The organism is Streptomyces sp. NBC_00086 (assembly GCF_026343255.1).
Taxonomy (GTDB): Bacteria; Actinomycetota; Actinomycetes; order Streptomycetales; family Streptomycetaceae; genus Streptomyces.
Genome location: NZ_JAPELZ010000001.1, coordinates 3,888,589 through 3,914,043, shown reverse-complemented (window position 1 = coordinate 3,914,043; position 25,455 = coordinate 3,888,589). Strand labels below are relative to the sequence as shown.

Genomic DNA, 25,455 nt, shown 5'->3' with positions numbered 1-25,455 from the left:
CCCGCGGCTCGTTTTCATGGTACCGCCGTATCAACATCATGGTACGGTCGTATCACGAAGAACGGATCCCCGGTCCTCCAGGAGGTGCCCCGTGCCCGACAACAAGCCCCGCCGTGACATCGGCCGCTACGTGAGCGACGAGCTGCGCGACCGCTACTTCGCCGCCTGCGACGCGCTCTACGCGAAGGGGGCGCCCGCCCGCTCCGAGACGGACGTGGAGACCAGCTTCGGGACCACGCACGTCTACCGGTACGGCCCCACGGACCCGGCGGCGGAGTCCCGTACGCCCATCGTCCTGATCCACGGCTCGGGCGGCTGCTCGGCCCAGTGGTACCCCAACACCGTGGCCCTCAGCGCCGACCGGCCCGTCTACGCCCTCGACACCCCCGGCGACCCGGGCCGCAGTATGCACCGCGCACCGATGTGGCAGCCCGAGCGCGCGGCCCAGTGGATGGACGAGGCCCTCGACGCGCTCGGCCTGGACCACGTCCACCTGGTCGGCTCCTCCTACGGCGGCTGGCTGGTCATCAACCAGGTGCACCTGCGCCCCGGCCGGCTCGCCTCGGTCACCGCCCTGGACCCGGGCGGCCTGGAGAAGGTGGGGCTGCGCTTCTTCGTGTGGATCTTCGCCAGTCTCTTCGCCACCTTCGCCCCCAAGGCGCTGCGCCCGACGCTGGCCAAGTGGCTGGAGCAGCCGGTCCTGGTCGTCCCCGAACTGCGGAGGTGGATCCAGGCGGGCGTCCGCGCCTTCCGGATCAAGCGCCCCGCCCCGCTGCCGCTGTCGGACGCGGAACTGGGCACGATCCGGACGCCGTTCTACCTGATCATGGGCAAGCGGAGCCTGCTCGTGCACCCGAAGCGCCAGCTGGAGCGGGTGCCGCGGGTGATCCCCGGAGCCCGCGCCGAGATCGTCTCCGCGACCGGGCACGGCCCGCAGCTCGACCACCCCGAGCTGGTCAACGCCCGGATGCTCAGCTTCATGGAGGACGTCGACTCCCTCGACCCGGCCGCGCGCGGAGCCGCGTAGCGCGGAGGCGGGCGCCTCAGGCCGTCCGGAAGCGGAGCCGGTACTCCGTCGGCGTGGTGTCGAGCGTGCGGCGGAAGGCCCGTACGAGGGTGTCGGCCGTGCCGAACCCGCAGGCGGAGGCGATCCGTTCGAGCGTGGCATCGGTGGTTTCGAGCCGGCCCCGCGCCAGCTCCACGCGGGCCGACTCGATGTAGGCGGCCGGGGTCATGCCCAGCTCGGACTTGAAGATCCGGGCCAACTGCCGCTCGCTGACGTGCGCGTACTCCGCGATGTCGGCCAGGCTCAGCCGGCCGCCCAGGTGCCGCCGGATGTAGTGCCGCAGGTCCTCGGCGCGCCGCGTCGCGGAGGGCGGCTCCAGCGGGACGCTGAACTGGCTCTGCCCGCTCGGCCGCTTCAGGTACATCACCAGCTGCCGGGCCACGCGCAGGGCGACGGCCTCGCCGAAGTCCTCGGCCACCAGGGCGAGCGAGAGGTCCAGGCAGGCGCTGATCCCGGCGCCGGTCCACACCTCGCCCTCCCGGATGAAGACCGGGTCGGCGTCCACCTCGACCGCCGGGTGCTCGGCCGCGAGCTGCTCCGCGGTGGACCAGTGGGTGGTGGCCCGCTTGCCGTCGAGCAGCCCGGCCGCGGCCAGCAGGTGCGCCCCCACGCAGACGGAGGCGACCCGGCGCGTGCGCGCGGCGAGCGTCCGCACCCAGTCGACCACCTCAGGGTCGGTGAGGGCGCGGACGCGGCGCTCGGCGTCCAGCTCGACCGCGCCGGGCACCAGGAGCGTGTCGATGCTCCGCGTCGCGGCCTCGGCGAAGGTCAGGTCCGGCAGGATGCGCACCCCGGCCGAGGTGGTGACGGGATCGAGGGTCCCGGCCGCCAGGACGACCCGGTAGCCGGCCGCGTCGTCCGTCTCCCGGGGGACCAGGGAGAACACCTCCGGCGGCCCGGTGACGTCGAGCAGGTCGACGCCGTCGAAGAGCACGATCACGATCAGTCGCGCGAGGGGTTCCAGGGGCGATCCGTCCGCGGAATCGAGGTCCAGCCGGTGTCCATGGGTCTCCATCACGTCTCCGTCGGTGCTTCTCGGCAGGCGCTCACGAGCAGGTGTGTGCAACGCTAACACGGATCGTAAGCGATGCTTACGCATGATGTTAGCGCTGCTACCATCGACGCCATGTCAACGGCCCGAGAACGCATTCTGGAAGCCACCGCGGAGCTGCTCGCGGACAAGGACGCGGCGGCGATCTCCACCCGGGCCATCTGCGACCGGGCCAAGGTCGGCATGCCCGAGATCTACCGCCAGTTCGGTGACAAGGAGGGGCTGCTCACCGCGGTGGCCGACCTCGGCTTCGAGCGGTTCCTCGCCAACAAGCGCCGCAATCCGCAGACCGGCGACCCGGTGGCGGACCTGCGGGCGGCCTGGGACAGCCACGTCGCGTTCGCCCTCGGCAATCCCCACCTCTACCGGCTGATGTTCACGCCGGCCGGTACGGCCAAGCCGCAGGCGATCGCGGAGGCGCAGGCCCTGCTCCTGACGGCCGTCGGGCGGTGCCGCGACGCCGGCCGACTGCGGACGACCCCGGCGCTGGCCGGACAGTCGATCCTCTCGGCGAACGTGGGCGTCTGCCTGATGGCCCTGTCCTTCCCCGAGCTGTACGGGGGCCCCGACATCTCGGTGTCCGTCCGTGACGCGGTGATCGGAAAGGTCACCGGCGACGAGCGGGAGGACACCAGGATCGGCGCCGCGACCGTCCTCGCCCAGGCTCTGGTCGACACCCTCACCGGAGCGGCACCGGCATAAGGCCTTGTGGCCCTGCCGACGGTCGGAGATGATCTGGTCTTTCCGTCGGGCGGGGGCGTTGTCGGTGAGTGGTTGGGTCTTTCTGGTCGCGTTGGCCGCGCTGGTGGTGTTCTGCGTCTCGCTCGGGATCTACCTCCACGCGAGCCCGCTGCTGAAGCGGGGCATCCGGCACTCTGCCGTCTGCGTCAACGTGGGCCAGGTCGCGCACGGTTCGATGATCCTGCTCGAGTACACCCCGGTGGGCTCTCCCGCACGCCAGTACACCGTGGGCCCGTTCGTCTTCCCGCCGGTCCAGATCGGGGGCCGGATGGATGTCATCTACGACCCCAAGCGCCCGCAGACGGTGACCCTGCCGGACCGGCTGCCCCGCGGCACCCGTGGGGCGGCCATCACCAGCATCGTGTCCGGCGCCGTGCTCGCGGCCTGCGTGCTCCGGATCGTGCTGGCCGTACAGGGCTGAGCTGCGCTACGCCCGACCCCCGCGGATGAAGCCGTCGACCAGCTCCACGAACTCGTCCTCCTTCTCGAAGAAGGCGACGTGCCCGGCCTCGATCTCGGCGTACGAGCTGTGTGCGATCGCGGCGTGCAGCGCGCGGCTGTTCTCCACCGGGACGGTGATGTCCAGGGTGGCGCCGATGACGAGGGTCTCCGCCTCGATGAGCGGCAGCAGGCCGCGGATGTCGATGCGGGTGTCGAGGTCGACGTGGCGCAGGGTGCCGGGGGTGGGGGGCAGGTTCGGGATCAGGAGCTCGACCTGTTCGCGGCCGATCGCGTTGAGGAAGCCCCGGCTGAAGCCGGTCATGGTGATGGCGCGGCCGAACGCAGCCGGGTCGAAGGCGCCGAGCTGCTGCCACAGGGTGAAGATGTTGCGCAGGTACTCGTCGCCCTCGGTGTGGGCCCAGCCGGAGACCAGGATCAGCCGGCGCACGAGGTCGGGGCGCAGCGCGGCGACGGCGGCGGAGACCGGCGCGCCCATGGAGAAGCCGAGCAGGTCCACCGGCCCGGTGCCCGCGTCCTCGATGACGGCGATGACCTGCGCGGCCAGCCCCTCCACGGTCAGCGCGCCCCCGCCGTCCCGGGTGCGGTCGGTGCCGGAGAGGTCGGGGGTGATCACCGTGTGGTCGGCGGTGAAACGGGGCCGGGTCTGACCCCAGTTGACGGCGGAGCCGCTTGAGCCGGTGCCGTGCACGAGGACGAGTGCGGGGCCCGTGCCGGTGCGCTCGTAGTAGACCTCGGCGTCGGCGACGCGCACGGTGGCGCTCACGATGGCGGCGGCGTCGGCGGTGGCGGTGAGGGTCGTGGACATGGCTGCTGCTCCTCGGGGCGGTGGTGGCTGCCGGGGGCGTTTCCCCTCCGGCTCGACCAACAGTGCCGTCGGGGCGCAGGGGGCGGGAGAGACCCCGTGAACCTGGGACCGGCGATCCCTGGATAGGACGCGACCCCGGCCACTGCGGGCGGCGACCGCTGGATGGGACGCGACCCCGGCCACTGCGGGCGGCCACCGCTGGATGGGCGGTGACCCCGTCCACGACGTGATCACCGCATGTCCCGCGCGGGAAGCGTCCGGCAGGATGATCAACATGACGATCGACCGCAGTGAGCTCGCCGATTTCCTCCGCCGTTCGCGAGAGCGGGTGCGCCCGCAGGACGCGGGCCTCACCGCCGGGCCCCGGCGGCGTACGCCCGGGCTGCGGCGCGAGGAGGTGGCCCAGCTCGCGGGCATGTCGGCCGACTACTACATCCGGCTGGAGCAGGCCCGCGGCCCGCAGCCCTCGCCGCAGATCCTGTCCGCCCTCGCCCGCGCCCTGCGCCTCGGCGACGACGCCCGCGACCACCTCCACCTGCTCGCGGGGCACCGCCCGCCCGCCGCGCGGGTCGCCGGTGACCAGGTCGGCGCGGGCCTGCTGCACCTGCTGGACGCGTTGCCCGGAACGCCGGCGCAGGTCCTCAGCGACCTGGGCGACGTACTGGCCCAGAACGAGATGGCCCGCAGCCTCCTGGGCGGGGTGTGCACGGTGTCCGAGCACGGCCGCAACGTCGTCTGGCGCTGGTTCGCCGACCCGGCCGCGCGGGACGCGTACCCGGCGGAGGAGCACGAGCAGTACAGCCGCCTGCACGTGGCCGACCTGCGGGCGGCCGTCGCCAGGCGCTCCGCGGACCCGGCCGCCACCCGTCTGGTGGAGCGCCTGAAGGAAGCCAGCGAGGAGTTCACCGCCCTGTGGGAGCTGCACGAGGTCGCCGTCCGCCGGCACAGCCGCATGCGGGTGATCCACCCCGTCGTCGGTCCCGTGGACCTCGACTGCCAGGTGCTCCTCGCCCCGGAGGGCGACCAGCGCCTGCTGCTCCTGACGCCCCCGCCGGGCACGGACACGGCCGACCGGCTGAACCTCCTCCGGGTCGTCGGCACCGAACAGTTCGCGCAGCCGGGCTGAGGCGCCGGCCGCGGGCGATCCCCGCAGCCCCTACGGCCCGTACAGTCCACTCCGACTCTCGAACATGAACCTCGTCGAGGGAGACCGCGGAGTCATCGTCATCGACCCGCTCAAATCTGCCGAGCCGCCGAGACGGCCCCCGGGCCTCCATCGACCTGGTCCTCGCCACCGCCTCACCCTCCACAACGACGCCCTCACCCACCGCACCGTCACCGATCCCCGCACCCCTGCGGGTCTGACAGTGACGCTCACCAAGCCCGAACCCCTGGCCGTCCTGGCGGGCCGGGTACTGGACACCATCTCCACCACGGGATCCCCGGCCCTCCTCAGCTCAGCTCAGCCGCCTGTTCTCCTACTTGAATCCTCCCCTCCCTGGGGGGAGGGTTTCCTCGCCCTCCAGGGCTGATCGGGGATTTCTAGCTCACGCTGCCAGGCCAGGCAGCGCCTGGTCTGGTCTTCCGCGATCAGCACTAGCCGGGTTGAGACCAGCCCGGACCAGCATCACGCGGGCGGAGTTCTTGTCCCTGGGGGACACGGCTCCGCACACGGTGCAGGCGTAGGTTCGTTCTGAGAGAGGGAGTGCGTGCTTGGTTCTCGCTCCGCACTGCGCACAGTCCATCGTGGTGTGCGCGGGATGGACCAGGTACACGGTCCGACCGTGCTTGCGGCCCATCTCGATCAGGGCCGTCTTCGTCGCGGAGATCGCCGCGTCGGCAGCCTTGCGGGCCATGGTGGACTTGGCGAGGAACTTCGGCTTGAAGTCCTCCACCGCCAGGGCGTCATGGTCGCGGACCACGCGCTTGGCCCACTTGCGGCCGGTGTCCTGGCGTTGCCGGGCCACCTTCCTGTGCAGCTTCGCCGTCAGCTTCTTCGCCCGCTGGTATCCCTTCGAGCCGGGCTTGCCCCTCGGCGGCTTGCGCCGGGCCATCATCCGCTGATAGCGGACCAAGCCAGCGGCGGCCTTCTTCCCGTGCTGGGCGTGGGGAAGGTCGTGAGCGTCGGATGTGGTGGTCGCGGTCTCGCGCACGCCCCAGTCGATACCGATCACGGCACCGGTTTCGGGGAGCGGCTGCACCTCGACAGGGACCACGAAGGAGGCATACCAGGCTCCCGTGCTGTCCTGGTAGACGCGCACGCTGGACGGGTCGCCAGGCATTTCCCTCGACCACACCACGGTCAGGGCGATGCCGCCGGCCAGGTGCAGCTTCCCGTCTTTGATCCGGAAGCCGCGCTTGGTGTAGTTCAGGGACGGCCGCGCTTCCCGCTTCTTCTTGTACTTCGGCATCCCGGCGCGCTGCCGCATCGGCAGCCGTTCCTTGATGTCCTTCTGCGCCTTCGCACGGGACTTCCCGAAGTCGCGGATCAACTGCTGCTGCGGCACCGAGGAGCCCTCCCGCAGCCAAGCGTTCGCCTTCCGGGCCTCGGTCAGCATCTTGTCGAGCTGCGCCGGACCACACGTCCGCCTGTCCGTGCCTTCGGGCCGGTACTTGTTCGCGAGGTGCGTCTGCTTCGACTTCGCGCAGGACTCGTTCCACACCCAGCGGCACCGGTCCCACTCGCCTGCCAGGGCCGTGCGGGCCGTGGACGACACACGCAGCCGGAAGGTCCACCGGGCATGCCCGGCATCCCCCACCATCGGCGCCCTCGTCATTCCAGCAAGTTATCCCCCACCACTGACAACAGCCGAAAGAGCAGGTCAGAACAGATGCGAACCGAACTCCGGCGCTCCGCGCCTCCGACCCAAGGAGCTGTTCCTCCCCGCCCTAAAGGTCGGGGCATCCTAGGAGAAATCAGGTGGCCAAAGCCGACCCTGGGCTTCCCGATCGTGACGCCCTGAGTCCCCGGCGGACGGTGTCAGGCCGCGCGGCAGAGGTCCGCCGCCCCGGCTGGGGCGGCGGTACGGGCCACGGCCGCGGGCACGGGTACGGCGCGGGTGGTACCGATGGCGGCCGCGGTCTTCGAGCGGTGCTGCGCGAAGACGACGAGGCGCAGCACCGCGAAGCGCGCGGCGCCGGAGAGTGCGGAGGCGGACAGGTAGACGACCTGTTCGCGCAGGGCGCTGGGCGACGCGTCGAGCTGCCGCAGGACGAGCATCGCCGCGCAGGTCACCGCGTACGCGGCCGCCGCGGATCCGGCCGACTGCGCGTGCTGGCGCCAGGTGGCCCGGCCGCCCGCGCCGAAGGTGAAGCGGGCGTGCAGCTCGGTGGCGAGGAGCGTGGAGACCACGCTGACCAGGGCGTTGGCCAGGATCCAGGGAATCCAGGAGCCGAGGGCCGCGACGGCGAAGCTGGAGGCGACCCCCACCCCTCCGCCGCAGAGCACGAAGCGGGAGAAGGCGGTGAAGGCGCCGGCTGCGTCCTGCTTCCGGCTCTGCACTGTCTCCATGATCCAACCCCTCCGTTGGTGATCCCGTTGGCGACTCCGTGAACGTGCGGACCGCTGACTGTGCCGCAGTGGTGTCATCATGGCACATGAATGGCGCCACTGCGAGGCTTTAGTGGCGCCATGCGCGCGGTGGTGGTGCCATGTGGGCTGTCGGTCGAGGTCAGGCGAGGGTCGTGACGCTCAGGGTCGGTGCGGAGCCGGCGAAGGCCACGACGCCGCCCCCCCATGTGACCCACGCCACACGCGGTTCCTGTCAGGAATCGGTCCGCTGTCCCGCTCAAGTCACCGAGAGCCCAGCGAACCGACAGGAGCACCACATGAAGCACCGCATCCTCGTCCTCGGTGCCGGCTACGCCGGGGCCTACGTGGCCGGGAACCTGGCCCGTCGGCTGTCCCCGGCGGACGCCGAGATCACCGTGGTCAACGCCGAGCCGGACTTCGTCGAACGGCTGCGGCTGCACCAGGTCGCGACCGGCCAGGACATCGAGACCCGCACGCTCGCCGACGTCTTCGCGGGCACCGGGATCCGCCTGCGCCTGGCCCGGGTCACCGCTCTCGACCCCGAGCGCCGGGTCGTCTCCGTGGCCGACACCGGCGGTGACGCCGGCACTGGCGCCGGCACCGACGAGCTCGGCTACGACACCCTCCTCTACGCGCTCGGCAGCCACGGTGACGACCGCGGTGTCCCCGGCGCCGCCGACCACGCCTTCGACGTCTCCGCCCGGCCCTCGGCGCTGCGCCTGCGCGAGCGCCTGGACGGCCTGCCCGAGGGAGGGAACGTCCTGGTCGTCGGCGACGGGCTGACCGGCATCGAGACCGCCACCGAGATCGCCGAGTCCCGGCCCGGCCTGTCGGTCACGCTGATCGCCCGCGGCGAGCTGGCCGCCCCCCTCTCCGCCGGAGCGCGCGCCCACCTGCGCCGGGCCTGCGACCGGATCGGCATCACCGTCCTGGAACACACCGCCGTCCAAGCCGTCGAAGCGACCCGCGTCCTGTGCGCCGACGGCACCGCCCTGCCCTCCGGCGCGACGGTGTGGACGGCCGGGTTCGCGGTCCACCCCATCGCGGCCGCCGCCGGGCTCGCGGTCACCGAGAGCGGCCGGATCCTCGTCGACGGCACCATGCGCTCGCTCTCGCACCCCGAGGTCTACGCGGCCGGGGACAGCGTCCACACCATCGGCGCCAACGGGCAGCCGCTGCCGATGTCCTGTGCTTCGGCCGGCTTCACCGGCATGCAGGCCATGAAGGCCATCGTGGGCACCCTCACCGGCGGCAAGACCGGCCACGTCAAGCTGGACTACCCGGGCAACCACATCAGCCTCGGGCGGCAGGACGGGATCCTGCAGTTCGTCGACCACGAAGCCCGGGCCAAGCCGAAGTACGTGGGCGGCCGGAAGGCCGCGCGGATCAAGGCCGGCATCCTCAAGATGTCGCTGTGGAGCACCTCGCACCCGACCTTCGGCGTGCCCAAGCGCCAACGCCGCCTGGCCCCCGCACCGGACGCGTCCGCCGCGCCCGCAGTCCCGTACGCCTCGGACGTTCCCGTAGCCGGGACGGGGGCCTAGCCGCCTAGGGTGGGAACGTGGACACCAGTGCTGCCGATCGCTTCGACACCAGCCGGTTCGAGGCCAGCCGGAACCGGCTGGCCTCGCTGGCCTACCGCCTGCTGGGTTCCGCCGCCGACGCCCAAGACGCCGTGCAGGACGCGTTCTTGCACTGGCAGGCCGCCGACCGGCAGCAGATCGAGGTGCCCGAAGCCTGGCTGACCAAGGTCGTCACCAACCTGTGCCTCGACCGGCTCCGCTCGGCGCAGGCGCGCCGTGAACGCACCGCCGGGGCCTGGTTCCCCGAACTGCTCCTCGACGGCGACCCGATGCTCGGCCCGGCCGAGACCTACGAGCAGCGCGAATCGGTTTCCCTGGCCGTGCTGACCGTCATGGAACGCCTGTCACCCGTCGAGCGGGCCGTCTACATCCTGCGCGAGGCGTTCTCGTACGGTCACGCCGAGATCGCCGGGATCCTCGACATCTCCGAGTCCGCGAGCCAGCAGCACCTCCACCGCGCCCGGGCCCGCGTCACCGCCGACCGCCGCCGCGGCGTCCAGGAGATCGACCCCGCGTCGGCCCGCAGGATCGTGGAGGAGTTCCTGACCGCCGCCACCTCGGGCCGTACCGAACGGCTGGTGGCCCTGCTCACCGACGACGTGATCGCGCTCTCCGACGGCGCCGGCCTGGCGGAGAAGCTGCTGCGGTACGACACTCCGCGGCGCGTCGCCACCGTCATGCGGGGCGGCTTCACGTCCACGCCCGCGAAGCAGCGGCTCGCCGGCGGCGCGCTCGACCTCCACTACGCGGTCGTCAACGGCGCCCCCGCCGTCCTCTTCGTCCTCGGCGACCAGGTCATGGGCGCCGTGGCGTTCGAGGTCACCGAGGACAAGATCGCAGCCGTACGCGGCATCGCCGCCCCCGCCCGCCTCGTCCGCCTCGCCGAGGCCTGGCGGCAGTACGCACCCCGGACCCCGCTGATCGCCGAGTGGTGACCCACCGGCGCACGGGGACTCACCGGTTGGACTCCAGAGACTTCCAGAACGCGTACCGGTGGTCCTTGGCGAAGTCCACGGGGTGGATGCCGCCGGGGCCGGAGGCCAGGGACTGTGCGTTCGGGGCCGTGGGCGTGGTGGCCTTCCAGCCGGCCCTGCCGGTGCGGGCGAAGTCCGCCCAGATGGCGATCATGTCGGCGGAGAGCCGCGTCTGCTCCGGGGTGAGCTTCTCGTAGGCGTCGACCTCGAAGAGGTAGGGCAGCTCGAAGGTGTGGCCGGCACCCGGCTCGAAGCCGGGCTTCGGGAACTGCGGGTCGGAGTACCACGGGGTGGTGCGCTCGGCGAACTCGTAGGTGTACGTGGGGACGTGGCGGGACAACGCCCGGCCGGTCTCGACGGAGTGCCGGGCCCAGTTCCGGTCGGTCAGGGCCGCCGCGAGGGCGAGGCCGGGGGAACCTCCGTAGGCGGAGACGGGGTACTGCGCCGCGACGACGGCGGCCCGCTCCTCGCCGAAGGTGTCCTCCAGCACGTCCAGCCGGTCGGCCTCGTCGAACCGGGCGTCCGGATCGTGCGTGCGCTCCTTCTTGGCCAGTTCGAGGCCGTAGACCCGCGCCCGCTCCTCGTCCCGGTTGATGCCCTGGAGCACCGGAACCTTGTTGAACCGCCCCGATGCGAACGCCTCGCCGGGGGTACGGGGCAGCAGCCCGCCCCCGTAGACCGGCGTGTACTCGGGGCCCGTGCCGAAGGGGTTGACGAGGTGTTCGGGCGCGGCGGTGCGCCAGTCGGGCACCCCGGGCGCGGCCTCGATCGCCTCGGCGGCGTCCGTACCGTCGGCCAGGGCCGCGGTGCGGTCGCGGCGGCCATCGGGCCCCGTGCAGGGTGAGCTCTGCAGGATGACCCGGTCGAAGAGGCCCGCGGAGGAGGGGGCGGCGAGGTGGGCGCACGTGCTGTAGCCGCCGGCGGACTGGCCGAACAGGGTGACCCGGTCCGGGTCCCCGCCGAAGGCGCGGGCGTTGCGCTGCACCCAGCGCAGGGCGGCCTGCTGGTCCAGGAAACCGTAGTTCCCGGACTCGCCGCCGGTCGCTTCCAGGTCCGGGTGGGCCAGGTAACCGAGGGCGGCGAGACGGTAGTTGACGGTGACGACGACCACGTCGCCCAAGGCGGCGAGCCGCTCGGCCCCGTACATGGCTCCGGTGCCGTCGGTGTGGTCGCCTCCGTGCAGGTACAGCATCACGGGGCGGGGGCGGGCCGAAGGGGCCCGCGGGGTGGTCACGTTGACGAAGAGGCAGTCCTCCTGGTCGGACGCGGGACCGACGGGGGAGAGGAACCCCGTCTGGGGGCAGGCGGCCCCCGGTTCGGTGGCGTCCCGCACGCCCTCCCACCGGACGGCGGGGGCCGGGGGCGCCCAGCGGCGCGCCCCGATGGGGGGCGCCGCGTAAGGGATGCCCTGGAAGGTGCGCACGGCGCCGGTGGCCGTACCGCGCACAACTCCCTTTTCGGTTCGGACAATTGGCCCGCCATGGGGGCCGTCGGTGCGGCTGTCGGTGTGGTCGGCCCCGAAGGTGGTGGCCGCGTGCGCGGGGACCGTGACGGCCGCGGCGGTGCTCAGCGCGAGGGCGCCGACGATGACTGCGTGTGCTGTCCGCTTCAACATGTATACGAGCGTATGGATCCGGGGGTGTGGCCCACAGGCCGGTAGGCCCCCGACCGCGGGGTGGGGCTACCCCCAGCACACGCTCGACAGGATTCAGGCCCCGCCCAGCCCGCCGTCGGAGGGTGATACGACTCCCGATTCGTAGGCGGTGATGACCAGTTGGGCCCGGTCGCGGGCGGAGAGCTTGGACAGCAGGCGGCCGATGTGGGTCTTCACCGTGCCCATGCTCAGGTGCAGGCGTGCCGTGATCTCGTCGTTCGACAGGCCGCGCGCGATCAGCTCCAGGACCTCGCGCTCCCGTTCCGTCACCCCCGCCAGCGGGGCGGGCCCGTGGCCCGGGACGGGGGTCGGGTCCGGGTCCGGGTCCGGGTCCGGTTCCGGTTCCGGTCTGCGGGCGAACTCCTCGATGAGGCGGCGGGTCACGGACGGAGCCAGCAGGCTGTCGCCGGCGGCGATGACCCGGATGGCCGCCAGCACCTCCGCGGGCGGGGCGTCCTTGAGGAGGAAGCCCGCGGCACCGGCCCGCAGGGCCGCGTAGACGTACTCGTCGAGGTCGAACGTGGTCAGGATCAGCACCCGTACGCCCGCGGTCTCAGGGGACCCGCAGATCCGCCGGGTCGCCTCGATCCCGTCCATGACGGGCATCCGGACGTCCATCAGGACCACGTCCGGACGGTGCAGGCGGGCGAGCTCGACGGCTTCCGCGCCGTTGCCGGCCTCTCCGACGGCGGTGAGGCCCGGTTCGTTCTCGACGAGGATCCGGAAGGAGCCGCGCAGCAGCACCTGGTCGTCGACGACGAGCACGCGGGTCGTGCCGGTCACTTCCGTCACCCCGTCACCCCCGCCGCTTCCGTCGTGTCCGCCGCTTCCGTCATGCGGTCCTCCTCGTGCCGTCCTGCGGCAGTCGGGCGGAGACCGCGAAGCCCCCCTCGGGGCGCGGTCCCGCGCTGAACGTGCCGCCGTACATGATCGCCCGCTCCCGCATGCCGACCAGGCCGTGACCCCCAGGCCGTGCGCGGGCCGCGCCCCGTACGCCGTCGTCCGTGACGTCGATCCGCACCTCGCGCGGGTCGGCCTCGACCGCGACCCGGCAGCGTGCGGGGGCCGCGTGCTTCACCGCGTTGGTGAGGGACTCCTGGACGATCCGGTGCACGGCCAGGGCGATGCCCGCGGGCAGACCGCCGTCGGGTATCCGCACGTTCAACTCCACCTCCACGCCCGCCTGTCGGGCCTGTTCCGCCAGCCCGTCGAGCGCGTCGAGGCCGGGTGCCGGGCCCAGCGGGGCGGCGGCCGCGTCGGCGCGGAGCAAGCCCAGGGTGCGGCGCATCTCGGTCATCGCCGCCCGGCTGGTCTGCTCGATGACGCGCAGCGCGTCCACCGCCTCCTCGGGCCGCCGCGGGGCGACGTGCCCGGCGACTCCCGCCTTCACCGCGATCAGGCTGAGGCTGTGCGACACGATGTCGTGCAACTCCCGTGCGATCCGCAGCCGTTCCTCGGCGATGGCGTGCTCGGTGCGGCGGTCGGCGAGGTCCGCCTCCCGGGCCCGGCGGGCGCGTACGGCGTAGCCCGCCGCCCAGCCGCCGCCGAGGACCAGCCAGACGATGGCCGCGACCCCGGCCGCCCCGCTCCAGGTCTCGGCCGGGGTGACCAGGGCCTCCCCGGTGAGCACCGCGGCCGCCGAAGCGGCGAGTACGAGGGCCAGTACGGGCACCGAGCGCCGCGGGCTCCGCGTGAGGGCGACGGCGTAGAGGATCAGGCCGAGGGCGGCGTACGGCTCGCGGGTGATGTCCAGGAGGGTGGCGGCGGCGAGCCCGGCGAGGGCCGTGAAGGCGGCCGCCACGGGCCACCGCCGGCGGGCCGCCACCGGGAGGCCGACCAGCGCGGCGACGAGCACGCCCGCCCACGGCGGTCCGGTGTAGGCGGGCTGGGCATCGCTCCCGGACATCCGGGCGAACCCGGTGTACGTCGCGGCGATCAGCAGCGCGGCGGCCAGGTCGAGCGCGAGGAGATGGCTGTCGTGCGGTCGCCGGGGGAGACGCATGGCCCGACCGTACATCGCCATATCGTCAACCGGCCCGGCCGATCAGGGTCATGGCCAGGACCGTGAAGGCGATCGCCGCGGCCCAGCGCAGTACGACGGCTCGGCGCGGAGCCGGGCCGTCGCGGAGCACGGTGACCCCCAGCGGGACCAGGGCCAGGCAGAGCCCGGCGACGGCCGCGACCGACAGCGGGGTGGTGCCCTTGAGCACCCCGAGCGGCAGCGCGGAGGCCGCCGCGAGGGCGAGGGCGCGCACCGGACCCAGTACGCCCGCCCGCCAGGAGCCGACGGCGAGGAGCAGCCAGCCGCCCATGACGGCGAGGTTGAGGGCGCTGAAGACGTGGAACGCGCCGTACGTCTCGCCGACGAACGAGGCTGCGGCCCCGGCTCCTTGCCGTTCGGCGAGCTGGAAGGCGAGGTGGTCGACCCCGGCGTGGAAGGTCCGGGCGAAGAGCCCGAGAACGGCGAAGATCCCGCCCCACAGGGCCAGTCCGGGGCGGCGACGGCCGATCCGGGAGGCGAGTACGGCAACGGCGGGCCACAGCAGGACGGTCCCGGCGGCGAAGGCACCGTAGGAGACCGCGATCAGAACCGGGTGCTCGACGCGGGCGGCGAGCTGCTCGGGGTAGAAGAAGTGGAACGGCAGTCTCAGCAGGACCCCGGCGCCCAGCAGCAGCGGACCGGCGACGAGCGAGACCCCGCCCGCCCAACGCCCGGGGAAGCCGGACCAGTCCACCGGCAGCAGCCGCTGTCCGGCCGGGGCGGTGGTGTCGCAGACCGGGGGCGTGCTCCGTGTGCTCCGCGTCGTGTTCGTCATGGCGTGAACGATCCCGCCCACCGGCTCCCCACCGCGTCGGAGCACGGTCCGCTTCCCACCGTCGGCCTCAGGTCCGACGAGGCCCGTTCCCCGGCCCCGTATCGGACCACGGTCCGATACGGGACGGACACGGGGGCGTTCTTCTCTCAAATCGCCTGGTCAGGGCTGCGCGTGTAGGGATCGGCAGCCGGATCAGTAGTCGGCGAAGTTCCAGAACAGTCCCACTTCGGTGTCCGAGACGACGATCAGGCCGTAGTCCTCGGAGTAGAAGCTCAGCGGGCTGTACCCCCAGTGTTGCGTCGTGAAGTCGAGGGTGCCGGGGACGCGTCCGGGCCGGTTGACGTTGGTGTGAAACGTCGCGGTGTCCCCGTACCGGGCGAGGATCGTGCGTGCCATGGCCCGCAGTTCTTCCTCGCTCTCCGTGAAGCGCTTGAGGCTGGACAGGGTGCAGCCGTCGTCCGTGAGGGCCAGGAGCAGGTTCTCGGCGCCGGTCCGGTCGATCTCCTGGAGACGCCGTGCGATGAACTCCGGAGTGTGCGCCGGGAAGTGGTACGTGGGGGGCCGCTCGTACCGGCCTTCCGCCGCATCGTCGAGAACGGCCCAGCCCCGCGGGTCGGGGACCCCCTCCATCAGCGCGATGACATCGAGGACCCAGTCCTCGTGGCGGCGCGGGCCCGTGGCGTCGTAGGGGTTCGCGTCTTCGAAGAGATGGCGGACCGCGGCTTCCCAGGATCGCTGGTCGACGGGCATGTGGTGGCGGCCTTTCCGGTTTCCGGTCACAGCACTAGGCGACTCGGCGGCAGTCCGGCGTCCGGCGCGTTCGTACGTGCGTTCACTTGAGTCGGCGGGTCCGTGCCGACCGGCCGGGGGACCGCTGGTCAAGTGGTCTGGCGGGCGCGGCGGGTGCGGATCAGTGCCCGACCGCCCAACGCGGACCCGGTCAACCCGAGGAGCAGGGCCACGTAGGCCCCGCCGAGCCCGTTGCCGGTGCCGAGTCCACCGTCGGCGGTGGCCGCGACCAGCCCGCCGAGGGCCGTGGCGATCAGCCCCGCGACCACGGCGGCCGTGGCCCCGAGCGAGCCGTTGGCCACGCCGAGGCGCCCGGCGGGCCGGGTCACCGCCAGCACGGCGACGACCACGGCGGCCAGCCCCAGCAGCCCGCCGGTGGTGGCTCCGAGCCTCCCCGGGCCGAATTCGGTGACACCGGCGGCGAACAGGTGGTGAGCGGACATCAGGATGCTCCTCGTCTTCCTTCTCTTCCCACGACGGGATGTGCTTCGAGCATGTCGGCCGGGCCCCGCCGGGTCGTCCCGCAGCCGCAGACACTTCGCGCTACCGCGCTCGCGGCAGGTCCCGCGGAGCTACTGCGCGCGTGGTAGCCGCCCGCTCGTCCGCGAGCGTGATCCGCCCGCGGCGGCCCGGGGTTACGGTGCGCGCATGGACAAAGGACGGTTCCGCGTACGGGCCGGAGTCAGGGACTGGCTGATCGCCCTGGGCGTGGCGGCTGCGCTGCTGGTCACCGGTCTGTCGGGGCAGGGGCAGGGGCAGCACTCCGCCACGGCCCCCGGCCTGCTCGGCTACGCCCTGCTGGTGGCCGGCGGCCTGGCGCTGGCCGCGGGCCGACGGGCCCCGGTCGCCGTCCTCGCCGTCACCGGGCTGTGCGCGGTGGGCTACCAGGCGGCGGGCTTCGACGTGGCCGCCGTCGCGTTCCTCTTCGCCGTGTACGCGGCCATGCGGGCGGGACACCGCGTCGTCACGGTGGCGGTGAGCGTGGCCGTGCTCGCCGCTCTCCCCGTCGCTGCCCTCGCCTCGGGCCTGCACGACACGGGCGAGGCGTTCGCCCAGGCCCGGGGAGCCCTGCAGATCGCCTGGCTCATCGCCGCCGGCGCCGCCGGCGAAGCCCTCCGGCAGGCCGAGCAGCGGGCCGACGAAGCCGAACGCACCCGGGAGGAGACCGCGCGGCGCCGCGCAGACGAGGAGCGGCTGCACATCGCGCGGGAACTGCACGATTCCCTCACCCACCAGATCTCGGTCATCAAGGTGCAGTCCGAAGCAGCGGTCCACGTGGCCCGCAAGCGGGGAGAGGACGTCCCGGAGGCCCTGCTGGCCATCCGGGAAGCCGGCCGGGAGGCCTCCAGGGAGCTGCGTGCCACTCTGGAAGCCCTGCGCGACGACGACACCACCCCACCGCACGGCCTCGACCACATCCCCGACCTGGTGGAACGGGCCGGCAAGACCGGCGTGCGGGCGACACTGACGATCCAGGGCCAAGGCCGGCAGCACGACGTACCCGCCGCGGTGGGCCGTACGCTCTACCGGATCGTCCAGGAGTCCCTCACCAACATCGCCCGCCACGCGGACGCCACCACGGCATCGGTCCACATCGACTACCGCCCCGACGCCGTCGCCCTGCGGGTCGACGACGACGGCAAGGCCACGCCGGACACCATTCCCGTGCCCGGCATCGGACTGCTCGGGATGCGCGAACGCGTCACCGCCCTCGGCGGCCACCTCCGGGCGGCGCCGCGCGACGGAGGCGGCTTCACGGTCCGGGCCGAACTCCCCGTGGAGGGTGGTGCTCTGTGATCCGTGTCCTGCTGGTCGACGACCAGCCGCTCATCCGCAGCGGATTCCGGGCGTTCCTCGACCTCGAAGACGACATCGAGGTCGTGGCCGAAGCCGCCGACGGCCGGGAGGGCCTGGCGCTCGCCCGGCAGCACCTGCCCGACGTCGCGCTCATCGACATCCAGATGCCGGTCCTCGACGGCATCGAGACGACCCGGCGCATCGCGGCCGACCCGGAACTGGCCGGCGTCCACGTCGTCATCCTCACCAACTACGGCCTGGACGAGTACGTCTTCGACGCCCTGTCCGCGGGCGCCGCCGGGTTCCTCGTCAAGGACATCCTGCCGGAGGACTTCCTGCACGCCGTACGCGTGGCCGCACGCGGTGATGCCCTCCTCGCCCCCTCGATCACCCGCAAACTGATCAACCGGTACGTCACCCAACCCCTCCCCACCGACACGAGGACGGCCTTGAAGGACCTGACCGCCCGCGAACGCGAAGCGGTCGTCCTGGTCGCGCACGGCCTGTCCAACGAAGAGATCGCGGCCCGCATGGTCATCACACCCCTGACCGCGAAGACCCACGTCAACCGGGCCATGACCAAACTCCACGCCCGCGACCGCGCCCAACTGGTGATCCTCGCCTACGAATCGGGCCTGGTGATCCGGCGCAGCTAGCCCGAAGCCCCCGCGGTGCGCGAGCGACGCCGCGAGCGGAGGCGCGGCGGTGATGCGAGTGGTGGCGCCCACCGGCGGCCGTAATCCAGGGGCGACCGGGGCGGGCGGGGTGCGAGCATGCCGCATGAGCAGCTTCCTTCCCACCCTCACCGAACGCCGGTCGCCCTGGGTCACCTTCACCTCCTCCACCGACCCGTGGGTGGCCGCGGCCGAGGCCGAGCTGCGGACCCGGGGCGGGATCGTCCTGCGCCTGGACGGCGAGGAACTGCACGAGAAGGGCTGTCTGTTCCGGGCGTTCGCCCGCGAACTGGGGTTCCCCGGCTACTTCGGGCACAACTGGGACGCCATGGTGGACTGCCTCGGCGACTGGCACGGGCCCGGGCACGGCAACCAGGACGTCGCGGTGCTGATCGACGGCGCGGACCCGCTGCTGGAAGCCGACTTCCTCGGTGACCTCGTGTGGACCCTGTGCACGGGCGCCTGGCGGGCCAACTTCATGGTCGACGCCGACGGTGACCCCCACTCGTACGGCTCACCGTTCGCCCTCCACTTCGTCTTCCTGCTGGACCGCATCGCACCCGCCGACTTCGCCGAGCCCTCCGTCAACGACGAGGACGTGGCCGCAGCCGTGGTGGACGGCCGACTGGTCCTCACCCTGACCGCCGAGGACACCTGGGGCGGCGACCCCGTCTGGCCCCCGACCGCCCACACCTCCCAGCCGGCCTGAGCGGCTTCACCGCGAGGTGGTACTGAGGCGTCGATCGCTCTTCACCTAGGCGAGGGGATTCAGCCCTGGTCCTCCTCCTCGGTCTCCATGCGGCGGATTCCTTCGTGGGTCAGGGTGACCATCGCCGGGGTGTTGCCCGGCTCCCAGTCGACGGTGATCAGGCCTTCGCCGGCCAGGTAGGTGCAGGCGGCGGCCAGGTCCTGTTCCGGTACGTGGAGGTCGCGCCGTAGCTGTGCTCCGGTGATGCCGAGGAGGCGGTTGCCTTCGACGGCTTCGTACAGGACCCGGAGCACCTGGTCGCGGTAGGTCTTGCGTTCGCGCAGTGTGGCCATGACCGCGTCCTTTCGTATGTGGGGGGTGGGCTCCGGGGTCCGCGGGGGCTGTCAGGGCTCGTCGGAGTGGGCGCCGGTGCCGACGGGGGTCCGGCTGGCGGCCAGCCAGGTGCGGGCCGCGCCGGCGGGTCTCGCCGTGTCCACCGTGAGGTGGAGGCGCGTACCGCCGTTGCGACCGGGGTAACTGCGCTGTTCGGAACCGGCGAAGCAGCCGCGGAGGGCTTCTGCGACGGCGCGGGCGGCTTCGGGGGTGTGTGCGACGATCCGGACCTCGGCGCTTGCGAGCGAAGGCAGTATCTGGGTCTCGATGTACTTCACGTGGGGCGTGTCCCCTTCGCTAGTGGGTGGAGGATGCGGCGGGTGGGCGCGGGGCGCCTCGCCCGTCGGGCCCGGTCGGGGGCACAACGGAGCTCACGTCCAGCCGTTCCCGGGCAGCGTGAGGGTGCGCCGGTCGAGCGGACTTCCGACGGGGGACATGCAGGCTCCGCCTTCGCTCTCCCAGCCGGCTTCCCGGCGCTGGGTGTCGCGGATGCCGCGCCCGATGGCGGCTTCGTTGGCCATCAGCACGCCGGCGGTGAGTACGCTGCCGGGGATCGCGGCGGCCGCCATCAGCCGGGCCGCGGCGACGGGCTCGGTCCCGGGCGGGATGACGAGGAGGTCCCAGCGGCCGACGGTGTAGGAGAGCAGGATCAGCTTGTCGGGGTCCTGCTCGGTGAACCAGGCCACGTGCAGCGTGCGCCCGTCCGCCGGCACCGTGTGCGGTACGGCGGGCCAGCGGATGGGGTTCACGGTGACGCGGGTGATGCGCCCCCAGGGTTCCTCCAGGGCGGCGGCGAGCGGTGGGAGCTCGGCTTCGAGGTCGCGGGAGCGGGGCCACCAGGCGCCGTCCAGTTGGCCGGCGAGCATGGTCTTCGGGGTGAGGGACAACCGGGCCGGGGGCTGCGCGGTGAGATCGCGGGGCACGGTCCGGTCGAGGGTGGTGATCATGATGCGGGCCTGCCCCCGGACCGCACGTCGGCGGCCCGGCTTCTAGGCGATCGCCAGGAATGACACCCGCGTGAAAGCAGGTGCGCGAAATACTCCCGGTGCTTCAACTGTACGCCCGTCCGGTGGACTGTGCCGGGCGTGACCAGGCATTTTCCGCCGGGCGGCGGGCGCCGGGCGCCGGGCGCGGGGGGCGGGGGGCGGCGGGGCCTGGCCGAGGCGTCGAGGAACGACGGCGGGCTCGCGCACGCGCGACGCCGAGACCGGGCTGCCCGTACGCCGGTCAGCGCGCTGACCGGCCGCCTCCCCGCTCGGGCAGAGGTGCGGGGTCGGCCGTGGGGGAGGGACGATGGGAGTCGCGGGCACCGAGGCGCGGGCACGAAGGCCGGCCCTGGAGGCCAGGGACGCCTGGACGCCGAGGACGACGCCTGGACGCCCAGGACGCCCGGACCCCAGGACGCCCGGACCCCAGGGCGCCAAGGACGCGGGCAGCGGGTGGAAGGAGTCCCGGGATGGGCGCAACCGAATCCTTCCCGGCGCACCCCGGCCGGCCGTCGGACGGTGATCGCCCCGAGTCGGGGGGACTGCTGGACGTCCTGAGGGTCGCGGCCGCGGTGCTCGACGCGGACGGCCGGATCGTGCTGTGGAGCCCGCAGGCCGAGGAACTGTTCGGATTCACCGCGGACGAGGCCCTCGGCCGGTTCGCGGGCCCGCTCCTGGTCCACGAGGATCACCTGGAGCTGGTGGTCGACCTGTTCGCGCGCGTCATGGCGGGCGAGGAGGGCGGGACCGGCGGGGCGGGCTGGTCGGGCGTCTTCCCCGTGCGCCACAAGGATGGCGGCACGCGCCTGGTGGAGTTCCGGAACATGCGGCTGGCGGACGGCCGGAAGGCCGTCTACGCCCTGGTCCTGGCCACCGACCAGGAGACGTTGCGGCGGGTGGAGGGGGATCTGGCGCTGTCCACGCGGCTGATCTCGCAGTCCCCGATCGGGCTGGCGGTGGTGGACACCGAGCTGCGGTACGTGACCGTCAATCCGGCGCTGGAACGCATCAACGGCCTGCCAGCGGCAGAGCACGTCGGCCGGCACGTCAGCGAGGCATTGCCCTTCCTGGACGCCGAGGCCATCGAGTCCGCGATGCGTGAGGTCCTGGCCGACGGAATCCCGATCCTCGACCGCGAGTCCAAGGGGAGCACCCCGGCCGACCCGGACCACGAGCACGTGTGGTCGGTGTCCTTCTACCGGCTGGAGGCTTCCAACGGGAAGGTGCTCGGCGTCGCGACGTCCGTCGTCGACGTCAGTGAGCGCCATCGCGACAAAGCCGAGGCCGCCCGGGCCCGGCAGCGCCTCGCGCTCGTGGCCGATGCCTCGCTGCGCATCGGGACCACGCTCGACCTCGACCAGACCGCCCGGGAACTCGCCGAGGTCTCCGTCCCGGAACTGGCCGACGTGGCGGCGGTGGACGTGCTCGACAGCATCCTGCACAGCCGCGCGGCCGTTGCCGTACAGGAAGGGGCCACGGTGTTCAGGGCCTTGGCCGTGGCCGCCGCGTACCCCACGGACGCGGTGGTCGCGGCCGATCAGCCGGGTGAGGTGGCCCGCTACGACGCCGACCGGCTGGTCACCCGGTGCGTGAACACCGGCCGTCCGGTCCGCTTGTCCCACGTGGACGCCGAGGACCTGATCCGCATCGCCCGCAGTCCCGAAGCCGTCGGCATGCTGGCCGCCGAGGGACTCCACTCCTACCTGGCCGTGCCGCTGATCGCCCGCGGCGAAGTCCTCGGCGCCCTCGACCTCAAGCGCCTGCGCAATCCGGAACCGTTCACCGCCGACGACGAGGTCCTGGCCGGCGAGCTGGCCGCGCGGGCCGCCGTGTGCATCGACAACGCACGCTGGTACCAGCAGGCGCGCAACACCGCCCTCACCCTCCAGCGCAGCCTGCTCCCCCAGGAGCCACCGGACCCGCCGGGCCTGGAGATCGCGTACCGCTACCAACCCGCCCAAGCGGCGGACGAGGTCGGCGGCGACTGGTTCGACGTCATCCCCCTGACGGCGGACAAGACCGCCCTCGTCGTCGGCGACGTCATGGGCAGCGGCATCAGCGCCGCCGCGACGATGGGCCAACTCCGCACCGCCACCCGCACACTGGCCGACCTCGACCTCGACCCCGCGCAGGTACTGCGCCACCTGGACCGCCTGACGAACCGCATGGGGCAGACCATCACGACCTGCGTCTACGCCGTCTACGACCCCCACCACACCCGGTGCCTCATCTCCAACGCGGGACACCTGCCCCCCGTGGTGATGCGTCGCGGCCGGCCGCCCGAACTACTGGACCTGCCCACCGGAGTGCCTCTGGGTGTCGGGGAGTTCCTCTTCCACACCACCCTGTTCGATCTGCACCCCGGCGACCAGCTGGTCTTCTACACCGATGGCCTGGTCGAAACCCGCGACCAGGCCATCGACGAACGCCTGAACGTTCTCCTTGCCCTCCTCGCGGCGCCGCCGCGTTCCCTGGAGGAGACCTGCGACATGCTCCTCCGCGCACTGCGGCACCCCGGCGACCACGACGACGTCGCCCTGCTCATCGCCCGCGTACGGGGCTGAACGCGCGCGGGAGCGAGCGGGCGCGGGTGGGCGAGCGTGGGCGCGCGTGGGCGCGCGGTGCTCCGCTCAGAACGTCTCGTCGTGCAGGTCCTCTTCGCGCAGCAGGTCGTCCTCGCGGCGGCGCGAGCTCTCCTTCTGGCCCTGCTTCCGGCCGTGCTTCTGAGCCTGCTCCTCTCCCTGCTTCTCTCCCTGCTCGCGGGAGGCCTTGCCCGGCTGGGGGCGCGCGGGGTCTCCGGAGCGATGGTGTTCCTGCGCCTCGCGGCCCTTGCCCGGCTCCTGGTGCTTGCCCTGTGTAGCGCCCATGGCGTGATTCCTCTCGATGCGGGGGACGGGGATTCCTCGCGAATCACGCTGACAGGAAGATGGACAATCTGCATCATTTCGGCTACGGAGCGTGCCTTACGGGTGACGCCCGTCCCTGTCCATGGCGTCGATCACGGCGCAGTGCCTGCGGCGCCGAGCCGGGCGGCCACGCGATCCGCCCCGCAGGACCGGCCAAGGCCGGTCAGAGCCGGAACAGCACTCCGCGCCAGGTCCAGCCGGCGTCGAGGACCGCCTGGCGCAGGGGGTCCTTCATCTCGCGGGTCTCGAAGCGGAGCGTCTCGACCCTGTGCTCGCGCCCGTCGGGCCCCGTCTCCTTCCCCCACACCCGGTACACCGCGTTCGCCGGCCCGCGGGAGCGCTGCCCGAGGACGTGCTCGCTCAGCGAGACCTCCCACTGCTCGTCGACGGCCCGTACCTCGTGCTTCGCCGCGTCCAGCCGCATTCGGGTCCAGAGCCGCACGCGCAGCTGCGGGAGCCGGCACTCGGCGACCAGGTCGCCCTCCTTCGGGGTCCCGTTGCGTACGGCGAAGGGGACGCCCGGCCCGTTGAGCGCCAGTAGCGCTGACCGGACCTCCAGCGGTGTGCGCGGTGCGACACCCTCGTCGGGACGCCGGGTGCCGAAGTAGTGGTCCAGGAGGCCCATCGCTATGCCCCGTCCCCGGTGTCCGGGCGAACCGTGCGCACGAACTCCTGGAAGTCCCGCAGGACTTCGTCGTGCTGGGCGGCCGTGGCGGTCAGTGCCAGCCGGATCATCGCCCGCCTGTGCGGGTCCCGGACGTCCGGGAAGGTCAGGAACACCTGCGACTGGACGAGGTCGTGTCGCACGTCGCCCACGACGGCCGAGAAGATCAGCCGCTGGGTCAGGGCGGGTGCGTCCGCGGACCCCACCTCGCGGCGATGGGCCACCACGACCGGCCGGGCGGCCTCGCGCAGGCGCTGCGCCGATTCGTCGGCGAGTTCCGCCAGGGTCGCCGAATCCCGCGGGACCTCGCCGGCGACGGTGATGTTGGCGGTGAACCCGTGGTCCGGGTGTGGATGCACCGCGGCGAAGGCCACCCCGGGGACGTCGACGCCGTCCGGGGGCGCGGCCGGGAGCCAGCCTCCCGGTAGGCGGAACTCGATCGGTATCGGCAGTGTCATGGGCATCGTGGGCCCTCCTTACGCGGGGAAGTACATCAGAACACCCAGCCGCCGACGGTGTCCTTGACCGAGCCGGCGGCATCACCGAGCGCGTCGACTCCGTCCCCGACCACGTCGCCCACCGCGTCGGCCGCGTCGCCGACGCTCTTGGCCACCTTGTCCGGGTCGACCGTGAACTCGAGACCCACGGAGCCGCCCAGGACGGGGGAGAGGCCCACCTTGCCGCCGAGCTTGTACACGCCTTCGTCGTTCTTCTCGAAGCCCCATTTGGCCTCCGCACCGGGACCGGCCCATCCCTCGGCCGTGCCGCCGAAGCCGATGCCGGCGACCTCGCCGCCCCCGGCGACGGAGGCCTTCGCCCCGGCGAACGCCTTCGCGTTGACGACGACTCCGTCCTTGCCCGCCTTGAGGCCGGCGCTCGCCTCCGCGCCGGCGAAGCCCTCGGCCCGCCCGTAGACGCCGGCGTAGGGGCCGTACTCGGCCCGCCCCTCGGCGAGCCCGCGGAGTCCCGCGGACGCCTCGGCCTTGGCGGCCAGTCCCGCGTCGGTGAAACCGAAGTTCGCGCTGGCCCGGGCGCCCCCGTAGGCGTCGGCGACCCCGGAGAGCTTCCAGTCCCCGTTGGTCGTCGACCCTTCGGCGTTGACGTGGAAGAGGTCGGCGGCGGCCTTGACCGAGCCCTCCTTGCCGTACTTGGGGCCGGTCACCTTGAACTCGGCGCCGGGGCCCTTCGCCGAGGCGCTGCCCTCGGAGGTCCATCCATCGGTCTTCGTCGCGGCCCCGTCCGCCTTCGGTGCCCCGGCCTTCGCCAGGTCCCCCTCGGGGTGGGCGTTGAACCCGTTGAAGGTGGCGTCATCGCCCCCGCCGAAGGCGTCCCTGTTGCTGTCGACAACGGCGGCGCTCAAGGCGGTCCTGACGCTCTGGTCGGCCTCGGAGACGGCCTTCACGCGGTCGTCGATGTGCTGCTGCCATGCCGCGACGGAGGCGCGGATGATGCTCTGACCGTCGGGATCGTGGTGGTACGCGCTGCGCTCGGCGGGCGTGAGCTTGGAGTAGTCGAAGCCGATGCGCCCCTGCTCGGACACGGTCATGCCGGCGGCCATCGCGTCGTCGCGGGCGCTCTCCAGCTTCTGCCTGAGATCGGTGAACTTCTCGTGGGCGTCGCGCAGCAGGCTCGCGATCGCCTTGGCCTGGCTCTGGGCCGCGGAGTACTCGTACCGGGTGGCCGCGAACTTCGTCCGGGCGGCGCCGGCGCTCACGCCGGCCCAGCCGGGGCCCATGGTGATCTTCTGTACGGTGTCGCCGTAGCGGATCTCCACCTTGCCCAACTCGCCCGCCATCGCCTCCCACTTGGAGGCGGCCGCCGTCAGCAGGCCCAGGTCCATGGTCATGACTTCGTGGTAGGTCGGCACCGCAGCC

The 25,455-nt window shown here is 72.6% G+C and carries 27 protein-coding genes; 10 read left to right on the top strand and 17 right to left on the bottom strand.

Going from position 1 to position 25,455, the window contains the following annotated elements; all coding sequences use genetic code 11:
• Nucleotides 1-91 precede the first annotated feature (91 nt).
• Entirely contained in the window at nucleotides 92-1,027 is a 936-nt protein-coding gene (locus tag OG276_RS17445) for an alpha/beta fold hydrolase (RefSeq protein ID WP_266906517.1), read from the top strand.
• A gap of 16 nt (nucleotides 1,028-1,043) precedes the next feature.
• Here OG276_RS17445 and OG276_RS17440 read toward each other — a convergent pair whose 3' ends face one another.
• Nucleotides 1,044-2,030, bottom strand: coding sequence for a GlxA family transcriptional regulator (locus OG276_RS17440; RefSeq protein WP_266912896.1), 987 nt, complete (start codon nucleotides 2,028-2,030; stop codon nucleotides 1,044-1,046).
• 162 nt (nucleotides 2,031-2,192) lie between these two features.
• Here OG276_RS17440 and OG276_RS17435 point away from each other — a divergent pair, with 162 nt between their 5' ends.
• Together OG276_RS17435 and OG276_RS17430 are read left to right on the top strand one after the other, a co-directional pair.
• Nucleotides 2,193-2,819 (top strand): TetR/AcrR family transcriptional regulator, encoded by a 627-nt coding sequence (locus OG276_RS17435; RefSeq protein ID WP_250750119.1) that lies wholly within the window; start codon nucleotides 2,193-2,195, stop codon nucleotides 2,817-2,819.
• Between the two features lie 64 nt (nucleotides 2,820-2,883).
• Entirely contained in the window at nucleotides 2,884-3,279 is a 396-nt protein-coding gene (locus tag OG276_RS17430) for a hypothetical protein (protein ID WP_266906514.1), read from the top strand.
• A 6-nt stretch (nucleotides 3,280-3,285) separates the two neighbouring features.
• Here OG276_RS17430 and OG276_RS17425 read toward each other — a convergent pair whose 3' ends face one another.
• The gene (locus OG276_RS17425) at nucleotides 3,286-4,125 is read right to left on the bottom strand and encodes an alpha/beta fold hydrolase (RefSeq protein WP_266906512.1); all 840 of its coding nucleotides are present in this window, start codon (nucleotides 4,123-4,125) and stop codon (nucleotides 3,286-3,288) included.
• 265 nt (nucleotides 4,126-4,390) lie between these two features.
• On the opposite strand from OG276_RS17425, the gene OG276_RS17420 reads away from it, so the two are divergent.
• Nucleotides 4,391-5,251, top strand: coding sequence for a helix-turn-helix transcriptional regulator (locus tag OG276_RS17420; RefSeq protein WP_266906510.1), 861 nt, complete (start codon nucleotides 4,391-4,393; stop codon nucleotides 5,249-5,251).
• 421 nt (nucleotides 5,252-5,672) lie between these two features.
• On the opposite strand, the gene OG276_RS17415 is transcribed toward OG276_RS17420, so the two are convergent.
• Together OG276_RS17415 and OG276_RS17410 are read right to left on the bottom strand one after the other, a co-directional pair.
• Entirely contained in the window at nucleotides 5,673-6,902 is a 1,230-nt protein-coding gene (locus tag OG276_RS17415; RefSeq protein ID WP_266906508.1) for a transposase, read from the bottom strand.
• Between the two features lie 203 nt (nucleotides 6,903-7,105).
• On the bottom strand, nucleotides 7,106-7,636 hold the full coding sequence (locus OG276_RS17410; protein WP_266906506.1) for a hypothetical protein: 531 nt from the start codon (nucleotides 7,634-7,636) through the stop codon (nucleotides 7,106-7,108).
• Nucleotides 7,637-7,953: 317 nt separating this feature from the next.
• Here OG276_RS17410 and OG276_RS17405 point away from each other — a divergent pair, with 317 nt between their 5' ends.
• On the top strand, nucleotides 7,954-9,201 hold the full coding sequence (locus OG276_RS17405; protein ID WP_266906504.1) for an NAD(P)/FAD-dependent oxidoreductase: 1,248 nt from the start codon (nucleotides 7,954-7,956) through the stop codon (nucleotides 9,199-9,201).
• Between the two features lie 17 nt (nucleotides 9,202-9,218).
• Complete coding sequence (locus tag OG276_RS17400) at nucleotides 9,219-10,175, top strand: sigma-70 family RNA polymerase sigma factor (protein ID WP_266906502.1); 957 nt, start codon at nucleotides 9,219-9,221, stop codon at nucleotides 10,173-10,175.
• Nucleotides 10,176-10,194: 19 nt separating this feature from the next.
• Here OG276_RS17400 and OG276_RS17395 read toward each other — a convergent pair whose 3' ends face one another.
• From OG276_RS17395 to OG276_RS17370, 6 genes are all read right to left on the bottom strand, one after another.
• The gene (locus OG276_RS17395) at nucleotides 10,195-11,829 is read right to left on the bottom strand and encodes a carboxylesterase/lipase family protein (protein ID WP_266906500.1); all 1,635 of its coding nucleotides are present in this window, start codon (nucleotides 11,827-11,829) and stop codon (nucleotides 10,195-10,197) included.
• Nucleotides 11,830-11,922: 93 nt separating this feature from the next.
• On the bottom strand, nucleotides 11,923-12,651 hold the full coding sequence (locus OG276_RS17390; RefSeq protein ID WP_266912894.1) for a response regulator transcription factor: 729 nt from the start codon (nucleotides 12,649-12,651) through the stop codon (nucleotides 11,923-11,925).
• A gap of 49 nt (nucleotides 12,652-12,700) precedes the next feature.
• Nucleotides 12,701-13,870 carry a sensor histidine kinase gene (locus tag OG276_RS17385; RefSeq protein WP_266906498.1) on the bottom strand — a complete coding sequence of 390 codons (1,170 nt, stop codon included), beginning with the start codon at nucleotides 13,868-13,870 and terminating at the stop codon, nucleotides 12,701-12,703.
• 25 nt (nucleotides 13,871-13,895) lie between these two features.
• Nucleotides 13,896-14,684 carry a hypothetical protein gene (locus OG276_RS17380; RefSeq protein WP_266906496.1) on the bottom strand — a complete coding sequence of 263 codons (789 nt, stop codon included), beginning with the start codon at nucleotides 14,682-14,684 and terminating at the stop codon, nucleotides 13,896-13,898.
• 192 nt (nucleotides 14,685-14,876) lie between these two features.
• The gene (locus OG276_RS17375; RefSeq protein ID WP_266906494.1) at nucleotides 14,877-15,434 is read right to left on the bottom strand and encodes a hypothetical protein; all 558 of its coding nucleotides are present in this window, start codon (nucleotides 15,432-15,434) and stop codon (nucleotides 14,877-14,879) included.
• Nucleotides 15,435-15,562: 128 nt separating this feature from the next.
• Nucleotides 15,563-15,916, bottom strand: a complete 354-nt coding sequence (locus OG276_RS17370; RefSeq protein WP_266906492.1) for a DUF6223 family protein — start codon at nucleotides 15,914-15,916, stop codon at nucleotides 15,563-15,565.
• Between the two features lie 205 nt (nucleotides 15,917-16,121).
• Between OG276_RS17370 and OG276_RS17365 the strand changes: the two genes are divergently transcribed.
• The 3 genes from OG276_RS17365 to OG276_RS17355 all read left to right on the top strand — a co-directional run bounded on the left by OG276_RS17365 (nucleotide 16,122) and on the right by OG276_RS17355 (nucleotide 18,653).
• A complete protein-coding gene (locus OG276_RS17365) occupies nucleotides 16,122-17,270 on the top strand; it encodes a sensor histidine kinase (RefSeq protein ID WP_266906490.1) in 1,149 nt (382 codons plus the stop codon).
• Nucleotides 17,267-17,926, top strand: a complete 660-nt coding sequence (locus OG276_RS17360; protein WP_266906488.1) for a response regulator transcription factor — start codon at nucleotides 17,267-17,269, stop codon at nucleotides 17,924-17,926. Before OG276_RS17365 ends, OG276_RS17360 begins: the two co-directional genes overlap by 4 nt.
• Nucleotides 17,927-18,050: 124 nt before the next feature.
• Nucleotides 18,051-18,653, top strand: coding sequence for a barstar family protein (locus OG276_RS17355; protein WP_266906486.1), 603 nt, complete (start codon nucleotides 18,051-18,053; stop codon nucleotides 18,651-18,653).
• Nucleotides 18,654-18,712: 59 nt separating this feature from the next.
• Here OG276_RS17355 and OG276_RS17350 read toward each other — a convergent pair whose 3' ends face one another.
• From OG276_RS17350 to OG276_RS17340, 3 genes are all read right to left on the bottom strand, one after another.
• Complete coding sequence (locus OG276_RS17350) at nucleotides 18,713-18,985, bottom strand: hypothetical protein (RefSeq protein ID WP_266906484.1); 273 nt, start codon at nucleotides 18,983-18,985, stop codon at nucleotides 18,713-18,715.
• A 51-nt stretch (nucleotides 18,986-19,036) separates the two neighbouring features.
• On the bottom strand, nucleotides 19,037-19,303 hold the full coding sequence (locus OG276_RS17345; RefSeq protein ID WP_266906482.1) for a hypothetical protein: 267 nt from the start codon (nucleotides 19,301-19,303) through the stop codon (nucleotides 19,037-19,039).
• Between the two features lie 93 nt (nucleotides 19,304-19,396).
• Entirely contained in the window at nucleotides 19,397-19,972 is a 576-nt protein-coding gene (locus tag OG276_RS17340) for a DUF5994 family protein (RefSeq protein WP_266906480.1), read from the bottom strand.
• A gap of 509 nt (nucleotides 19,973-20,481) precedes the next feature.
• Here OG276_RS17340 and OG276_RS17335 point away from each other — a divergent pair.
• Nucleotides 20,482-22,575, top strand: a complete 2,094-nt coding sequence (locus OG276_RS17335) for a SpoIIE family protein phosphatase (protein WP_266906478.1) — start codon at nucleotides 20,482-20,484, stop codon at nucleotides 22,573-22,575.
• A 66-nt stretch (nucleotides 22,576-22,641) separates the two neighbouring features.
• Here the strand turns inward: OG276_RS17335 and OG276_RS17330 are convergent, their stop codons facing one another.
• The 4 genes from OG276_RS17330 to OG276_RS17315 form a co-directional block, all read right to left on the bottom strand.
• On the bottom strand, nucleotides 22,642-22,878 hold the full coding sequence (locus OG276_RS17330) for a hypothetical protein (protein ID WP_266906476.1): 237 nt from the start codon (nucleotides 22,876-22,878) through the stop codon (nucleotides 22,642-22,644).
• Nucleotides 22,879-23,080: 202 nt separating this feature from the next.
• Entirely contained in the window at nucleotides 23,081-23,542 is a 462-nt protein-coding gene (locus OG276_RS17325) for a hypothetical protein (protein ID WP_266906474.1), read from the bottom strand.
• Between the two features lie 2 nt (nucleotides 23,543-23,544).
• Nucleotides 23,545-24,039: a hypothetical protein gene (locus tag OG276_RS17320; RefSeq protein WP_323182341.1), complete on the bottom strand. Its 495-nt coding sequence runs from the start codon at nucleotides 24,037-24,039 to the stop codon at nucleotides 23,545-23,547.
• Between the two features lie 35 nt (nucleotides 24,040-24,074).
• Nucleotides 24,075-25,427, bottom strand: coding sequence for a hypothetical protein (locus OG276_RS17315; RefSeq protein WP_266906470.1), 1,353 nt, complete (start codon nucleotides 25,425-25,427; stop codon nucleotides 24,075-24,077).
• Nucleotides 25,428-25,455: the final 28 nt, after the last annotated feature.

Coding starts and splice junctions, on each gene's coding strand:
- OG276_RS17435 (WP_250750119.1), top strand. CDS start 2,193: ATGTCAACGGCCCGAGAACGCATTCTGGAAGCCACCGCGGAGCTGCTC.
- OG276_RS17425 (WP_266906512.1), bottom strand. CDS start 4,125: ATGTCCACGACCCTCACCGCCACCGCCGACGCCGCCGCCATCGTGAGC.
- OG276_RS17420 (WP_266906510.1), top strand. CDS start 4,391: ATGATCAACATGACGATCGACCGCAGTGAGCTCGCCGATTTCCTCCGC.
- OG276_RS17415 (WP_266906508.1), bottom strand. CDS start 6,902: ATGACGAGGGCGCCGATGGTGGGGGATGCCGGGCATGCCCGGTGGACC.
- OG276_RS17410 (WP_266906506.1), bottom strand. CDS start 7,636: ATGGAGACAGTGCAGAGCCGGAAGCAGGACGCAGCCGGCGCCTTCACC.
- OG276_RS17405 (WP_266906504.1), top strand. CDS start 7,954: ATGAAGCACCGCATCCTCGTCCTCGGTGCCGGCTACGCCGGGGCCTAC.
- OG276_RS17395 (WP_266906500.1), bottom strand. CDS start 11,829: ATGTTGAAGCGGACAGCACACGCAGTCATCGTCGGCGCCCTCGCGCTG.
- OG276_RS17385 (WP_266906498.1), bottom strand. CDS start 13,870: ATGCGTCTCCCCCGGCGACCGCACGACAGCCATCTCCTCGCGCTCGAC.
- OG276_RS17380 (WP_266906496.1), bottom strand. CDS start 14,684: ATGACGAACACGACGCGGAGCACACGGAGCACGCCCCCGGTCTGCGAC.
- OG276_RS17375 (WP_266906494.1), bottom strand. CDS start 15,434: ATGCCCGTCGACCAGCGATCCTGGGAAGCCGCGGTCCGCCATCTCTTC.
- OG276_RS17370 (WP_266906492.1), bottom strand. CDS start 15,916: ATGTCCGCTCACCACCTGTTCGCCGCCGGTGTCACCGAATTCGGCCCG.
- OG276_RS17365 (WP_266906490.1), top strand. CDS start 16,122: ATGGACAAAGGACGGTTCCGCGTACGGGCCGGAGTCAGGGACTGGCTG.
- OG276_RS17355 (WP_266906486.1), top strand. CDS start 18,051: ATGAGCAGCTTCCTTCCCACCCTCACCGAACGCCGGTCGCCCTGGGTC.
- OG276_RS17350 (WP_266906484.1), bottom strand. CDS start 18,985: ATGGCCACACTGCGCGAACGCAAGACCTACCGCGACCAGGTGCTCCGG.
- OG276_RS17340 (WP_266906480.1), bottom strand. CDS start 19,972: ATGATCACCACCCTCGACCGGACCGTGCCCCGCGATCTCACCGCGCAG.
- OG276_RS17335 (WP_266906478.1), top strand. CDS start 20,482: ATGGGCGCAACCGAATCCTTCCCGGCGCACCCCGGCCGGCCGTCGGAC.
- OG276_RS17330 (WP_266906476.1), bottom strand. CDS start 22,878: ATGGGCGCTACACAGGGCAAGCACCAGGAGCCGGGCAAGGGCCGCGAG.
- OG276_RS17325 (WP_266906474.1), bottom strand. CDS start 23,542: ATGGGCCTCCTGGACCACTACTTCGGCACCCGGCGTCCCGACGAGGGT.
- OG276_RS17320 (WP_323182341.1), bottom strand. CDS start 24,039: ATGACACTGCCGATACCGATCGAGTTCCGCCTACCGGGAGGCTGGCTC.
- OG276_RS17315 (WP_266906470.1), bottom strand. CDS start 25,427: ATGACCATGGACCTGGGCCTGCTGACGGCGGCCGCCTCCAAGTGGGAG.